At 54.8% G+C, this 14,411-nt stretch carries 16 protein-coding genes; 9 read left to right on the top strand and 7 right to left on the bottom strand.

The features are described from left to right. Window positions 1–45: 45 nt before the first annotated feature. From IE090_RS16220 to radC, 5 genes are all read right to left on the bottom strand, one after another. Window positions 46–870 carry a porin family protein gene (locus tag IE090_RS16220; protein ID WP_189390009.1) on the bottom strand — a complete coding sequence of 275 codons (825 nt, stop codon included), beginning with the start codon at window positions 868–870 and terminating at the stop codon, window positions 46–48. Window positions 871–959: 89 nt separating this feature from the next. Next, entirely contained in the window at window positions 960–1,778 is an 819-nt protein-coding gene (mutM, locus tag IE090_RS16215) for a bifunctional DNA-formamidopyrimidine glycosylase/DNA-(apurinic or apyrimidinic site) lyase (protein WP_189390008.1), read from the bottom strand. A 74-nt stretch (window positions 1,779–1,852) separates the two neighbouring features. Beyond that, entirely contained in the window at window positions 1,853–2,011 is a 159-nt protein-coding gene (gene rpmG / locus IE090_RS16210) for a 50S ribosomal protein L33 (protein ID WP_036533854.1), read from the bottom strand. An 11-nt stretch (window positions 2,012–2,022) separates the two neighbouring features. After that, window positions 2,023–2,259, bottom strand: coding sequence for a 50S ribosomal protein L28 (rpmB, locus tag IE090_RS16205; protein ID WP_094058908.1), 237 nt, complete (start codon window positions 2,257–2,259; stop codon window positions 2,023–2,025). A 187-nt stretch (window positions 2,260–2,446) separates the two neighbouring features. After that, on the bottom strand, window positions 2,447–3,121 hold the full coding sequence (gene radC, locus IE090_RS16200) for a RadC family protein (RefSeq protein WP_189390006.1): 675 nt from the start codon (window positions 3,119–3,121) through the stop codon (window positions 2,447–2,449). 107 nt (window positions 3,122–3,228) lie between these two features. Here radC and coaBC point away from each other — a divergent pair, with 107 nt between their 5' ends. The 5 genes from coaBC to slmA all read left to right on the top strand — a co-directional run bounded on the left by coaBC (window position 3,229) and on the right by slmA (window position 9,321). Continuing rightward, on the top strand, window positions 3,229–4,452 hold the full coding sequence (gene coaBC, locus IE090_RS16195) for a bifunctional phosphopantothenoylcysteine decarboxylase/phosphopantothenate--cysteine ligase CoaBC (RefSeq protein WP_189390004.1): 1,224 nt from the start codon (window positions 3,229–3,231) through the stop codon (window positions 4,450–4,452). Next, window positions 4,452–4,922 (top strand): dUTP diphosphatase, encoded by a 471-nt coding sequence (dut, locus tag IE090_RS16190; protein WP_189390002.1) that lies wholly within the window; start codon window positions 4,452–4,454, stop codon window positions 4,920–4,922. Before coaBC ends, dut begins: the two co-directional genes overlap by 1 nt. Window positions 4,923–5,067: 145 nt before the next feature. Further along, window positions 5,068–7,695 (top strand): phosphomannomutase/phosphoglucomutase, encoded by a 2,628-nt coding sequence (locus IE090_RS17900; RefSeq protein WP_189390000.1) that lies wholly within the window; start codon window positions 5,068–5,070, stop codon window positions 7,693–7,695. A gap of 106 nt (window positions 7,696–7,801) precedes the next feature. After that, complete coding sequence (gene argB / locus IE090_RS16180) at window positions 7,802–8,704, top strand: acetylglutamate kinase (RefSeq protein WP_189389998.1); 903 nt, start codon at window positions 7,802–7,804, stop codon at window positions 8,702–8,704. 8 nt (window positions 8,705–8,712) lie between these two features. Continuing rightward, a complete protein-coding gene (slmA, locus tag IE090_RS16175; RefSeq protein ID WP_189389996.1) occupies window positions 8,713–9,321 on the top strand; it encodes a nucleoid occlusion factor SlmA in 609 nt (202 codons plus the stop codon). Here slmA and IE090_RS16170 read toward each other — a convergent pair. Together IE090_RS16170 and pyrE are read right to left on the bottom strand one after the other, a co-directional pair. After that, window positions 9,316–9,978, bottom strand: a complete 663-nt coding sequence (locus IE090_RS16170) for a hypothetical protein (RefSeq protein WP_189389994.1) — start codon at window positions 9,976–9,978, stop codon at window positions 9,316–9,318. The genes slmA and IE090_RS16170 overlap by 6 nt on opposite strands. 7 nt (window positions 9,979–9,985) lie before the next feature. After that, the gene (gene pyrE / locus IE090_RS16165; protein WP_189390064.1) at window positions 9,986–10,630 is read right to left on the bottom strand and encodes an orotate phosphoribosyltransferase; all 645 of its coding nucleotides are present in this window, start codon (window positions 10,628–10,630) and stop codon (window positions 9,986–9,988) included. A 233-nt stretch (window positions 10,631–10,863) separates the two neighbouring features. On the opposite strand from pyrE, the gene IE090_RS16160 reads away from it, so the two are divergent. The 4 genes from IE090_RS16160 (at window position 10,864) to IE090_RS16145 (ending at window position 14,381) form a co-directional block, all read left to right on the top strand. Continuing rightward, window positions 10,864–11,637: an exodeoxyribonuclease III gene (locus IE090_RS16160; RefSeq protein WP_189389992.1), complete on the top strand. Its 774-nt coding sequence runs from the start codon at window positions 10,864–10,866 to the stop codon at window positions 11,635–11,637. Window positions 11,638–11,881: 244 nt separating this feature from the next. Beyond that, the gene (locus tag IE090_RS16155) at window positions 11,882–12,334 is read left to right on the top strand and encodes a GNAT family N-acetyltransferase (protein WP_189389991.1); all 453 of its coding nucleotides are present in this window, start codon (window positions 11,882–11,884) and stop codon (window positions 12,332–12,334) included. A gap of 227 nt (window positions 12,335–12,561) precedes the next feature. Further along, window positions 12,562–13,899, top strand: coding sequence for a DNA-3-methyladenine glycosylase 2 family protein (locus IE090_RS16150; protein WP_229815807.1), 1,338 nt, complete (start codon window positions 12,562–12,564; stop codon window positions 13,897–13,899). After that, complete coding sequence (locus IE090_RS16145) at window positions 13,899–14,381, top strand: methylated-DNA--[protein]-cysteine S-methyltransferase (protein WP_268247127.1); 483 nt, start codon at window positions 13,899–13,901, stop codon at window positions 14,379–14,381. The genes IE090_RS16150 and IE090_RS16145 overlap by 1 nt, the downstream gene beginning before the upstream one ends. The last annotated feature ends 30 nt before the right edge of the window (window positions 14,382–14,411 follow it).

Below are 14,411 nucleotides of genomic sequence, written 5' to 3'. Positions count from 1 at the left end.
TAAAAAAGGCAGCTAAGGCCGCCTTTTTTTGACTCAACGCTGAGCTTAGAACATCAGCGAAGCAGTAAAGTCGATGGTATTGACATCCACTTCGTAGCCACCGTCTTCCAGTGTGTAACGGGTATATTCGATGCCGGTACGCATGGCGTCTGACATGCGGAAGTCAAAGCCAAGGCCGTACAAGAGGCCAGTGTTGCCAGAGCTGCCGTCAGTACCAGCTGTGGTGTTTTCCCAGTTGGCTTGCCATTTATGCATGCCCAGTTTGCCCATGATGTCGACACCATCAAAGATCTCGCGACCAAAGCGGCTGGTGATTTGATAAGACAGCACCTGATCTTCGACGTTAAAGTCTTCATACGTAGGTGTGCCCAAATAACGAGCACCCAGCATCACATCGAAGCGGCTGGTATCACTTAACCGAAAGTGAGTCCCCACCGCAATACCGCCACCAAAAGCGTTATCGCTCTCGTCTAGGCTCTTGTCCTTAAACATGTTGTAGCCGGCGTTCAGCTGCACGAAGTGCTGAATGGTTTTACCATCGCCTTCTTCCATGCGTGACACTTCGGTATTGATCTTGCGACACCCCAAACAACGCAAGAAGCCTTGCTGCAATGGCGTGACCACCAGTGCCTCGGCGACTTCATCGGCAGAGTCGGTAAGCAAGGTCAAAGGCAAGGTAGCGCCGTACACCAGTGCACCTGCCTGAGACAAAATAATGTACATCGGGCGAGCAAAGGCAGCATCAGCAACGATGGCACCCGCGCTTGGGGTTTCTTCAATCTGATTGGCCGAGACCGATGTGCTCAGCGTTGCCAGCGTCAGTGCCGCTGCCAATGTTCCGGATTTCCTTAAGGCCGCCATCACTTGCATTGCCATTCCTCTCAAGTAAGCAGAATAGCAGGGACTATAGCAGTACCTGTGCAGAGCGTCACGATGCATGCGCGCCAGTGTGAAGCAGATCAACGCTGGCAACTCTGGCAGTAGACAGTACTGCGCTGACCCAAACGTATTTCCGTTAATGTCTGGCTGCATTGGCGACAAGGCTTACCGCCACGACCATAAACATACAGCTGTTGGGCAAAATAGCCGGGCTGACCATCACCACCGACAAAGTCGCGCAAGGTGGTGCCGCCTTGTTCAATGGCGGCCGCCAGCACCTGTTTAATGTGCTCGGCCAAGCGCTGGTAACGTACTCGACTGATTCGGCCAGCGGCCGTGGTTGGGCGAATTCCAGCTAAAAACAGCGCTTCATTCGCATAAATATTGCCCGCCCCGACCACGACCTTGCCATCCATTACAAAGGTTTTGACCGCCTGTTTTTTGCCACGCGAACGCTGATACAGATAGTCGCCGTCGAAGGCGTCACTCAATGGCTCCGGCCCTAGGTGTGCCAAATACTCACTGTCTTGCCAGGCCTGCCCTGCCGGTAGCCACAGCAGCGCACCAAAGCGGCGCGGGTCGTGATAGCGCAGGATTTTGCCATTGCTCAGCTGCCAATCAATGTGGTCATGCAGACGAGTATCTTCGTTCGGCTCCACCAGTCGCAAAGAGCCTGACATGCCCAAATGCCAGATCGCAGTGCCCGCGTCGGTTGCGACCAAAATGTATTTGGCTCGTCGTTGCAAGCCCTGTATCACCTGGCCTTGCAGCTGTTGAATCTCGTTAACCACTGGCCAGCGCAGCTGTGGCTGTCGCACCACGACTTGCTCAATGGTGGCACCTTTCAGCCACGGCTCGATACCGCGTTTGGTGGTTTCTACCTCGGGTAACTCCGGCATGCACTCTCCTCAACACAAACGACAGACATAAAAAAACCCGGCGTTGCCGGGTTCTTTTCAAGCCACAAAGAAACTTATTTGATCTTCGCTTCTTTGTACATCACGTGCTTGCGAACAACAGGATCAAATTTTTTGATCTCCATTTTCTCAGGCATGGTGCGCTTGTTTTTGTCTGTGGTGTAGAAGTGACCGGTACCGGCACTTGAAACCAGACGAATCTTATCGCGTGGCATAACGAGTCTCCTTAAACTTTCTCGCCGCGTGCGCGGATTTCAGCCAGAACAGCATCGATACCTTTCTTATCGATGATGCGCATACCTTTGGTAGTAACGCGCAGACGTACGAAACGCTTTTCGCTTTCTACCCAAAAACGATGGTATTGCAGGTTTGGCAGAAAACGGCGCTTGGTTTTGATGTTAGAGTGGGAAACGTTATTCCCTGTTACAGGGCTTTTACCTGTAACCTGACAAACCTTAGACATGGATCTTCGCCCCGATTTTATCTGTATCGAACAATGTGAAAAATTCGTTACCAACCGTGGGCTAAACCGTCGAAACCGACAGCGTCAGGTGCCCTGGCTGAAAAGAGTTGCGCTTTATACCAAAAGCAGCCAGCCCCCGCAAGAGAAAGGTTGTTTTTTGTACGAAAGGCAGCGGCAGTTCGCAGTCCTACAGCCAACCGCGCTCAGCGAAGGATACCGCTACTCCATCGCCCACCACCAAGTGATCGAGCACACGAATGTCCATTAGCCCCAGCGCCTGCTGCAAGCGCTCAGTAATGGCGCGATCCGAAGCGCTGGGTTCGGCCACACCTGACGGATGATTGTGCGCCAAAATGACCGCCGCCGCCTGATGCGCCAATGCCAGTTTGACCACCTCACGCGGGTAAACCGCTGCGCTATCTAGGGTGCCGCGAAACAACTCTTCCAAGCGAATGACCCGATGCTGGTTGTCGAGCAGCAGAATGGCAAACACCTCATGACCATAATCGCGCAAACAGGCACTCAGATACTGCTTGGTCAGCTCCGGGCTGGTCAGGGCGTCGCTGCGCTGCAGCTGCTCGGCTAGATGGCGCCGGCTCATTTCCAGCACCGCCTGCAACTGCGCGTACTTGGCATCGCCCAACCCCAACGGCTGGCAAAACTGTTGGCGATTGGCGGTCAGCAATGGCCTTAACCCGCCAAAGTGCTGCAACAGCTCCCGCGCTAAGTCCACGGCACTCTTGCCGGCCACGCCGGTGCGCAAAAAAATCGCCAGCAGTTCAGCATCCGACAACGCTCGGGGGCCTTGCTCTAACAGTTTTTCCCGTGGCCGCTCAGCCGCAGGCCAGTCTCGAATTGCCATACACACTCCTTGTGTCGATCTCAGGTTTTGCTCACCTCAGGAAGGCGCCTTGTGAGGGCGCATGGGTAAGATATACTGCGGCAAAATTTAGTCAGCGGTTCAACAGCATGCAACAACTCTGTAACAAACGCATTGTGCTGGGCATCAGCGGCGGCATCGCTGCGTACAAATCGGCCGAGCTGGTGCGGTTCCTGAAAAAAGCCGGTGCCGATGTGCGCGTGGTGATGACCGATGGTGCCAAAGAGTTTATTACGCCGCTCACCTTGCAAGCCTTATCGGGCAATCCGGTGCATCACACCTTGTTGGATCCGGCCGCAGAAGCCGGCATGGGTCATATTGAGCTGGCAAAGTGGGCCGATGTCATTTTGGTAGCCCCCGCCTCAGCCAATTTAATCGCCCGACTGGCACAAGGCTTGGGCGATGATTTGCTGACCACCATTTGTCTGGCCAGCGATGCGCCACTGACGCTGGCGCCGGCCATGAACCAAGCCATGTGGCGCAACCCTGCCACACAAGACAACCTGCAACAGCTGCAGCGATTGCGCGGTGAGCAGCTGCGTATTTTGGGCCCAGACGCCGGTCAGCAAGCCTGTGGCGACGTTGGCCCAGGGCGTATGCTAGAGCCGGAAGTCATTGCACACTTATTGGCCGAGCAGTTTGATACCGGTGCCCTCAGTGGCAAGCACGTGGTGATTACCGCCGGCCCCACCCGTGAAGCCATCGACCCGGTGCGTTACATCAGCAATCACAGCTCCGGCAAGATGGGGTTTGCTCTGGCCGCTGCGGCGGCGGAAGCGGGCGCTCAGGTGACATTGATTGCAGGCCCAGTTGCATTGGCCACGCCCGAGCGTTGTCAGCGCCTGGATATCGTGAGCTGTGAGGACATGCTGCAAGCCGCCACCACCCAAGCTGCGAGCAGTGATATCTTCATCGCCGCCGCCGCCGTAGCAGACTACCGCCCCGCCAGTGTTGCCGAGCAAAAGATCAAAAAGTCGGGCGAGCAAATGGCGCTGACGCTGAGCAAAAACCCAGACATTGTGGCCACAGTCGCCAACCTTGAGCAACGGCCTTTCTGTGTCGGCTTTGCTGCTGAAACCCAGCACTTGGGAGAGCATGCTCAAGGCAAGCTCCAGCGCAAAAAGCTCGACATGATCGTCGCCAACGACGTTTCTCAAGCCAACATTGGCTTTAACAGCGACGACAACGCCGTCAGCGTGTATTGGCCCAACGGTGAGCAACACCTGCCCCAGGCCAGCAAACAGCGCCTGGCACGCCAACTGATTCAAATCATTGCGGAACGCTTTACCGCCACTCAACCACAGGCAGATTGATGACAGACACTAACGCTTTTCCCCTTCAGGTTCGCATTCTTGATCCACGCATCGGCGATACCATCGCCATGCCGGAGTACGCCACCACAGGCTCGGCAGGCCTCGATTTACGCGCTTGCCTCGATAGCGCCTTAACCCTGCACCCAGGCGAAACTCAGCTTATTCCTACCGGTTTGAGCATCTACATTGAAGATCCGGGCTTGGCTGCCATGATTTTGCCGCGCTCAGGTTTAGGCCATAAACACGGCATCGTGCTGGGCAACTTGGTTGGCTTAATCGACTCAGATTACCAAGGCGAGCTGATGGTCAGCTGCTGGAATCGTGGCGACAGCGCCTTCACCATCAACGTCGGCGAACGCATGGCGCAGCTGGTTTTAGTGCCCGTTGTACAAGCAAAGTTTGAAATTGTGGAAGAGTTCACGGCCACCGAACGTGGCGCAGGGGGCTTTGGCCATTCCGGTCGCTCCTAACAGCCGCTACACTGAGGCAGACGGAGATTCTGCTTTTTGCACAGCGGCCTAGCCAGGGCCGCTGTCACCTGTCACTGCAACAGCAGAGCCCAGTGCATTCCCGGCCAATTGGCCAAAACTTCGACAGATCGGAAGGAACCCAGGCATGAGCGGCGACGCCAAGGCACCGAAACGCACCCTATTGTTTTACACCCGCATCAGCTCTTGGCTGGCGATCCTCATTCTGGTGGTCGGCATGGCGGTGCAAGGCCTGCAAATCAACTTGTTTGCCCAGGCCGACGTTGACCGTGCTTTTTCCTCGGCAGTGGCCGAGCAAATGGCGCAAGCACTCAAAGCAAGGCTGGAAGAAACTCGGGTTCAACAGCTGGCGGCCAGCCGTCACCCAAATACGCTCGATGCTTTGCGCCTAGGAGACAATGCTTGGCGCGAGACGTTGAAGCAATTTATGCCTGGTGTAAAACGCTTATTGCTATTGCCCAAACATGAAGCCCACGGCCTGCAAGACGAACTGGGCTTTGCCGTGCAAGAAATGGTCAGCCGTACGCTGAACGGCGCCAGTGTGCGGGTTGAAGCAGTGAGCCGCAAAGGTCAACTCAATTTTTACTGGGCCTCGCCCATCAAAGACCGCTCCGACAACGTGCGCGGCGTGATGTTGGCCGAATACGGTCCCGATTGGTTAGAGCGCTTTCGCTCTGCCGCCGGCACCCATGTTGGTCAAGTCATTGTTACTCAAATGCTGAACCCCAACAGCGAGCAAGGCTTAGAAATTTTGCGCGCGGGCAGCAGTGAAGGACACGCTCAGGCGGTGACCGAAACCATCAACGACTATTGGTACCTGACTTTTTTACCCACCAGCAACCGCCCCAAAGTCGCTGTGATGCCGCTGATCACACCTTGGATCATTGTGCTGCTGGCCACTCTGGCGTTGTTGGTGGGCATGCTGTGGCTACAAAAGCGCGAGCTGAAGCGCAATCAATTGGCTTTGCTGACCCATGTGCGTGAAATGGTGCGCCTAGGGGAAGACAATGCTCCCAAATACACCCTCGCCCTGTTTTATGACTTAGCCCAGCACATGCGCCAACTGAGCTTGGGCAGTCAGGGAGGCAGTGGCGGCAAGGTAGTTATTGCAACACCGGATGAAGACAACATGCCAGAGCGTGAGCGCATGAACGTACCGCTTGAGCAGCCGCGCATGGGCGGCCAGAAAGCCGCCCCGAATAATAGCGGTGATGGCTACTATGGCAGCCAACTGCCGCAAGTGAGCGTCGACGAAGATGACGACCCCTTTGAAGCGCCAGACATTGGCAGCAAAGCGGCTAGCCAAAGCCCGGCACCGGCCGCCAAACCCAAGCCACGACGCCGCAACGAGCCACCGGCACCCCTAGTCAGTCCACCCATCATGCCCAAGCAAATTTTCCGTGCTTATGATATTCGCGGCGTCGTTGGCAAAGACCTAACCGAAGAAATCGTTTATTGGATTGGCCGCTCATTGGCCGTCGATATGAAACAGCGTGGTTTTAACAAGCTGTGTCTCGCTTGGGACGGTCGCCCCTCTAGCCCCGCCCTGGCGGAACATTTTGAGCGCGGTGTACTGGATGCCGGCTGTAACGTGGTTATCATTGGCGCCCAACCCACCGGCTTGCTGTATTTTGCCACTCACGAAACCGACGCCCGTTGCGGTGTGATGATTACCGGCAGTCACAATCCGGCCAAATACAATGGCCTTAAAATCGTCGTCGATCAGCAACCGCTGACGCCAGAAGAATTACAGGGCTTGTACCATCGCATTGTACGCAACGACCTGCCGACTGGGCCGCGTGGTAATCGTGAATCGGCACAACTGGAAGAGCAGTACCTCAAACGCATCGAAGACGACGTCAGCATCAACCGCCACATGCGCGTGGTGATTGATGCCGGCAACGGCATCGCCGGGCCACTGGCCGAGCAGTTGATTCGCCGCTTAGGGCTGGATTGCATTCCGTTGTTCTGTGATGTCGATGGCCGCTTCCCTAACCATCACCCAGACCCAACGGTGCCGGAAAACCTCACCGCCATTCAACTGGCGGTGCAAGACGCCAAAGCCGACTTGGGCCTCGCTTACGATGGCGATGGCGACCGGCTGGTGTTGATTGATAACCAAGGCAAAATCATCTGGCCCGATCGCTTGCTGATGTTACTGGCCAAAGACATCTTGCCACGCAACCCAGGCAGCGATGTGACCTTTGATGTGAAATCATCGCGCCACTTGCCAGGCGTCATCATCGGCTCAGGCGGTCGCCCAGACATGTGGAAAACCGGCCACTCGCTGATGAAAAAACGCATGCACGAGCGCAAGGCCATTGTCGGCGCCGAGTTCAGCGGTCACATCTTTATTCGTGAGCGCTGGTATGGCTTTGACGATGCCCTGTATGCCGGTGCACGTTTGCTGGAGGTGCTGTCGCAACAAAATGTGCCGGTGAGCATGATCTTCTCGCGCTTACCTGAAGATGACAGCACCCCCGAGCTGCACATCAACACCACAGATGAAGCCAAGTTCGAGCTGATCGAGCAACTGCAGCAAGACGAAGAACTCACCCACAACGCCCGTGTGCACACCACCGACGGCCTGCGTTTGGAGTTTCCGGACGGTTGGGGCCTGATTCGCGCCTCTAACACCACTCCGACTCTGTCACTGCGTTTTGCCGGTAATGACCAACAAGCCATTGCCCGCATTCAAAAACGTATCAAGCAAGCGCTGAGCCACTATGCGCCCGATCTAGTGCTGCCGTTTTAGACGGCGGCACTTCAGGCTATAATCGCCGCCACCTCGTGGTTGGCGCTGGCCGACCCACCGCATGACTCTGCCGGTTTCCGGTAACGGTTTTATAAGGAGTGACCGCATGCCACTGACGCGTAAACGCGCGATGACCACCGCCATGGTGCTAAGCCAGGCCCTGCCTTATTTGCAACGCTTTGTCGGCAAAACCATTGTGGTGAAGTACGGCGGCAATGCCATGATCGACGAGGAACTGAAAAACTCTTTCGCCCGCGATATGGTCATGCTCAAACTGGTCGGCATTAACCCCATCGTGGTGCATGGTGGCGGCCCGCAAATCGGTGAGCTGCTGGGCAAGCTGAACATCGAAAGCCGCTTCGTGAATGGCATGCGCGTTACCACCAGCGAAACCATGGACGTGGTCGAAATGGTGCTGGGTGGCTTGGTCAACAAAGACATCGTCAACCTGATCAATCAAAATGGCGGCAAAGCCATTGGCCTGACCGGTAAAGATGGTCAGTTGCTGCACGCGCGCAAACTCAAGGTTGAGCAAAACACGCCCGACATGCAGCAGCCGGAGATTATCGACATCGGCCACGTCGGCGAAGTGGCGCGCATCAATACCCAGGTGTTGGACATGCTGACACGCAGCGACTTTATTCCCGTCATTGCCCCGATTGGCGTCGACGAACAGGGACACTCTTACAACATCAATGCCGACTTGGTCGCAGGCAAAGTGGCCGAGGTGCTACGCGCTGAAAAACTGATTCTATTGACCAACATCGCTGGGCTGCTCGACAAGCAAGGCGAACTGCTCACCGGGCTATCCACTCAGCAGGTCGATGAGCTGATCGCCGATGGCACCATTCACGGTGGCATGCTACCGAAGATTCGTTGCGCGCTGGATGCGGTGCATGCTGGTGTCACCAGTGCACACATCATTGATGGTCGGGTGGCTCATTCCACCATGCTAGAACTGTTCACCGACGAAGGTGTAGGTACCTTAATCAGCAACGGACGCCAGTGAGAGCCATCATGACCCAGAGTGAAAAACTGTCGCGCCGCGACCAAATTCTGCAGGCCCTGGTGCATATGCTGGAAACCAACCCAGGCGCCCGCATTACCACCGCCAGCTTGGCGAAAACGGTGGGCGTTTCAGAGGCGGCGCTGTATCGTCACTTTCCCAGCAAGGCCAAAATGTTTGAAGGCCTGATTGCTTTCATTGAAGAGACCATTTTCTCCCGCATTAGCCGTATTTTGCAGGACTTGGATGGTGTTGATGAGCGCTGTGAAAACACCCTGACGCTGATCTTAACCTTCGCGGAAAAGAACCCTGGCATGTGCCGGCTTTTATCGGGCGATGCGTTGGCCGGCGAAACCGAGCGCCTGCGCATTCGTATTCAACAGTTCTTTGAGCGCATAGAAACCCAGTTGCGGCAGATTTTGCGGGAAGCCGAAATGCGTGAGGGCAAAGTGCCGGTGGAAACCGTCAGTGCCGCCGCCAACTTGCTCACGGCGGTGGTCGAGGGGCGCATTCGTCAGTACGTGCGCTCAGAATTTGAAATCCTGCCCACCACCTATTGGGATGAGCAGTGGCGCTTATTGCAGCCCAATTTGCTGCGGCTGCGCCAAAGCGCCTTATAAATCGCCTAAGGCTTGGTCGACACGATCGTAGTCGACCTCGTCGTCCAGTGTGCCTGGCTTATACACCTGTAAAACGCGCATGCGCTCGTACTGCTCGGCGTATTGCTTGGTGTTCTCGATCATTTCTTGACGGCGGCTGTCGATGGTTTTGCGAATATCGTCGATGCGATTTTGCAAGCTGACCACCTCTAAACGCATATCAGCGGGGACTTCTCCACCCACACGCTCGACATTGGCGGCGCGGCCTTGAGCGGCATTGAGCTTTTCTTCTAGGTCGGTGATGCGCCGACGCTCTAAGCTGACAAAGGCTTCTAATTCGTCGACGCGGCGCTGGCGGGCGCGCTCAACGTCTTCAGGTTTGGCGTATAAGCGCAGCAGTTCCAGGTCTTTGGCACGGCGCTCGGAAATGGCTTGCTTACGAGCTTCTTGGCGCGCCTCGGCTTCCTTTCTGGCCTGCAGCTCCTCTGGTGTCGGTGCACGCTCAACGTACTCGATCACCATGCCGCGCGAGTTCAACACCTCGTAACCGAGATGGCTGTATTCTGACGGCACATGATCTTTCACGATCGTGCGTCCGTCGACCTGAAAACGGTACAACTTGCCAGCGTAGCTACTGCATGCCATCACCAGTGTCAGGGCACAAACAAGCCATCTCATGGGGTGGTTACACTCCGTATTGATCCCGATAGCGACGAATCGCGTCTTCATGTTGCTGCAATTGTGGCTGTTGTGCCACATATTCCAACACCTGATTGAGGCCAACAATGCTGATCACTTGCATGCCAAAGTCGCGCTCCACTTCTTGAATGGCTGACAACTCACCTTGGCCCTTTTCTTGGCGATCCAGAGCAATCAGTGTGGCCGCCGCTTTTGCCCCCGGCGCTGCCTCGATCATCGCCATGACTTCGCGAATGGCTGTGCCCGCAGTAATTACATCATCAACAATCAACACCTGCCCCGTCAGCTCAGCGCCGACCAGCTGGCCACCTTCGCCATGCTGCTTGGCTTCTTTACGGTTAAACACGTAAGGTACATCTTTACCGTAGTGGTCATACAGGGCCACGGCCACTGTGGTTGCTAACGGAATGCCTTTGTAAGCTGGGCCAAAGACCACATCGTAATCGATTCCGGCGTCTTCCAGCGCCGCAGCGTAAAAGCGCCCCAGCTTGGCCAATGCGGCACCGCTGTTAAACAAACCGGCATTAAAGAAATAGGGGCTGACGCGACCCGATTTTAGGGTGAACTCACCAAAGCGCAAAACGCCCTGCTGAATGGCAAATTCGATAAACTCTTGTTGGTAACTCTGCATGCTTAGAACCTTGACTGCGGTGCGGTTGTCGGTCACCGACGCATCTGCAAAACGATGCTGGGCGATGGCACTGCAGCAGGCAAATAGTTCAGCAGCCAGTGCGAGTCCGTCTCGACGTGGCGACATGGTATAGACTGCAGCCGCCAACGGGCGTCGACGGATTCACAGATTGCGCGGATTTACCGATGCTCAGGATGCGGTATCATACACACTTCACTATTCGGGAACCATGTATGAGGATTGTCAGTTTACACGTTGATGGCCTGCAACAAGCGGTAGACAAAGGGCTGTACACTTGGCTGCAAGGTGCCGACGCTGATGTCATTGCCCTGCAGAACCTAAAGGCAAAAGAGTATCAGCTGTCTGACGATGTTCTGTACCCCGACGGCTACAACGCCTATTTCTTTGATGCCGACGCCGATGGCTACTCAGGTGTTGCCATTCTCACGCGCGAGCTGCCCAAAGCGATCATGACAGGCTTGGCGTTTTCTCAGTGTGACCTGCAAGGGCGCTACATCCAGGCCGATTTTGAGCATGTCAGTGTCGGCTCCGTGCTGTTCCCCTGCGTCGATGAGCACAACACTTTAGAGGACAAACTGGCCTTTCAGCAGTCCTTTCTTGATCATTTGCAAAAAACTCGGCGCAAACGTCGCGAGTTTATCTTTTGCGGCAACTTTGAAGCGGCACACAAAACCGTTGACCTGCAAAACTGGCAAGACGCCCAACAAACCCCCGGTTTCTTACCAGAAGAGCGTGCTTGGTTCGATCAGATGTTTGGCCCCGTAGGCTTTGTCGATGCCTTTCGTGAAGCCAACTTCGGCGAAAACCAGTTTACCTGGTGGCCCGATGGCGAAAGCGCGCGGCGTAACGTCAACGGCTGGCGTAAGGATTATCAAATTTGCACCCCAAACCTGCGTCAGTATGTGGTCGATGCCAAAATCGATACCAACTTGCAGTTTGGCGACCATGCTGCCGTGATGGTCGAATACGAGTTCGACGATGAATAAGCAGCCTGAATATTGGTAATACCAAACATCAGGCAATGCCGCTGCCTGCCAAAATCTTGTTGGCTCCACAAGGGCAATGCTTACAGCATTTTATTGGTTATTTTCTGGCATTGACCACGCTTGCTACATCACCGCGGATGGTAAGGCCAAGGAGTGCTATGGCGCTCCCCGAAAGGCGGTGAGTTATTCAGAGGCTCCTTAATGCGCCGACCTTAAGCTAACGCTCTGTTTGTGGAGTATAAAGATGATCACCTGGACCGTATCCCATCTGACAGAGCTCACTGTCAGCCAAGTTTATCGAGTATTGCAATTGCGCAGTGAAGTATTTGTCGTTGAGCAAATCTGCCCTTATCAAGATATGGACGATAAAGACCTAACCGCTGGCGTTATGCAACTGATCGCTTGGCAGCAAGATCAGCCCATTGCCTGCGCGCGATTATTGCCCCCAGGCATTAGCTACGACAGTGCCAGCATTGGCCGTGTGGTGACGCGGGCTTCGTCTCGTGGCGGTGGTTTAGGGCATGAACTTATGCAGCGGGCAGTGGAATACTGCCTGCAACAGTGGCCGCAGAACGACATAGAAATCGGCGCTCAGGAATATCTAAAAGACTTTTACCAAGGGCATGGTTTTAAGCAAATTTCTGATACCTATTTGGAAGACGATATTCCGCACATTCACATGAAATACAGCCGCTGATATATCGGATGTATTGAGAGCGATGGGCATGATGATCATCATCTTGCCGCTGCTGCCATGGCGCAAGTTTGGGCGTCGAACAGAGGCTGTGAGTGCCGAAAGTGGCTAGTGTGAGCCGCGAGTCACAGTACACTGTGCGGGATGAGTGTTCTGACTCAGGACGCTAATGACTCGGGCGAGCGGCATGAAAGATTTGACACACATCACTAACACTGGAGCAATGCCGTTTGGCGCGGCTCAGCCGTGATGTGCGTTTTGACGGGCAGTTTTTTATTGGCGTAAAAACCACGGGAATCTTTTGTCGGCCTATTTGTCCGGCGCGGCTGCCCAAGGAAGAAAACGTCGAATATTTTGCCAGTCGCATGCAGGCGGTACAGCAGGGATATCGTCCTTGTTTGCGCTGCCGCCCTGATAGCGCACCGCAATCCTGGGCCTGGAAGGGCGTCGAAACCACCTTTATTCGCGCCCGCAACCTGCTAGAAGATTCACTGGCCGAGCCACTGTCTATTGCATCCCTAGCGGATCGCTTAGGGGTATCCGAGCGCTATTTACGCCAGCTGTTTGCAAAATATCTGGGGGTATCCCCTAAACAGTACCAGTTGTATCAACAACTATTGTTTGCCAAACAATTATTGCATGACAGCGATATGAGCATGACCGACATCGCTTTTGCTGCGGGCTTTAACAGTGTGCGTCGGTTTAATGATGCTTTTAAGCAGCATTTTCGCCTGCCACCGACGGCGGTGCGTAAAGCGCAACCGGCTAGCTTGCCAGAGCACAGTGTGCGCATTGCGGTGCGGGGGCATATCGATTGGCCGCATCAGTTAAATTTCTATCGGCTAAGAGCGATAACCGGTATCGAGCAGGTGGATGATGTTAGCTATAGCCGCAGCGTGGAAATGGAGGGTGAGCCTGTCTGGTTTGCGCTACAGCAGCACAGCGAGCATGCCATGCTGCTGCGCTATCGCCTGAATAATCCAGCTCTGTTGTACCGTTTGCTGCAGCAAGTCAGGCGAGTATTTGACCTGGATACCCATATTGATGGTGTGGAGCAACATTTGCGGTCGGTGCACCCACAACTGGTGCATCGATCAGGAATTCGCATACCCGGAGTGTGGAGTCCTTGGGAAGCTGGCATTCGTGCCATATTGGGGCAACAAATTTCGCTGACTGCGGCCGTTAACCTGTTGAATCAATGGGTGCAACTGGTCAAACCCGAGCAATGGGTGGGTTTTCCAACCCCTGAGCAGGCAGCTCAGGCGGATATTTCAGCATTAAAAATGCCACAGCAGCGAAAGCAAACGCTCAAACTTTTTGCCGAATACTGCTGTCATGCCAAGCCGCTGCAAGAAAATGAGCCGCTGCAAGAAAATGAGTTGCTGCAAATAAATGGCATTGGCCCTTGGACGGTTAACTACATAAAAATGCGCGGTTGGTTGCAACCTGATTGCCTATTGCAAGGTGACCTGGTGGTGAAAAAACAGCTAGAGAAAATCGCCCCCATCAATCTTGATCGCATATCGCCATGGGGTAGCTATGCCACTTTACAATTATGGAGTCGCTGATGTTCTTTACGCGTTTTATGTCGCCGGTAGGTGAGGTAATAGTACAAGCCGATTCTATTGGTATCACGGGTGTGTGGTTTGAGCAGCACACCACTTGCCCTAAAGATTTGGGCATCGAGCAAGCTGATCAGCCCTGGCTGACACTGGCCTGCCAGCAGCTGCAGCAGTATTTTACCGGTCAACGTCAGAGCTTCGATGTGCCTTTAAATCCAGCGGGTACTGAGTTTCAACAAGGTGTTTGGCGAGCGTTGCAAACCATTCCCTATGGCCGTTGCTGCAGCTATCAGGATATTGCCTACCAAATAGGCAAGCCCAACGCCAGTCGTGCGGTGGGCGCTGCCAATGGTAAAAATCCAATCTCCATCCTGGTGCCTTGCCACCGTGTGATCGGTGCCAGTGGCAAGCTTACCGGCTATGCCGGCGGCCTAGAGCGTAAACGCTGGCTACTGGCCTTAGAGCGAGAAGCTAGGACACATGAATAATCCGGTGCCCGCTCTGGATCGCCAGAGGGC

It is taken from the genome of Bacterioplanes sanyensis, from assembly GCF_014652515.1.
Taxonomy (GTDB): domain Bacteria; phylum Pseudomonadota; class Gammaproteobacteria; order Pseudomonadales; family Oceanobacteraceae; genus Bacterioplanes; species Bacterioplanes sanyensis.
Note: the sequence above shows the minus strand (reverse complement) of the source record. Positions and strands in the feature narration are given on the sequence as shown.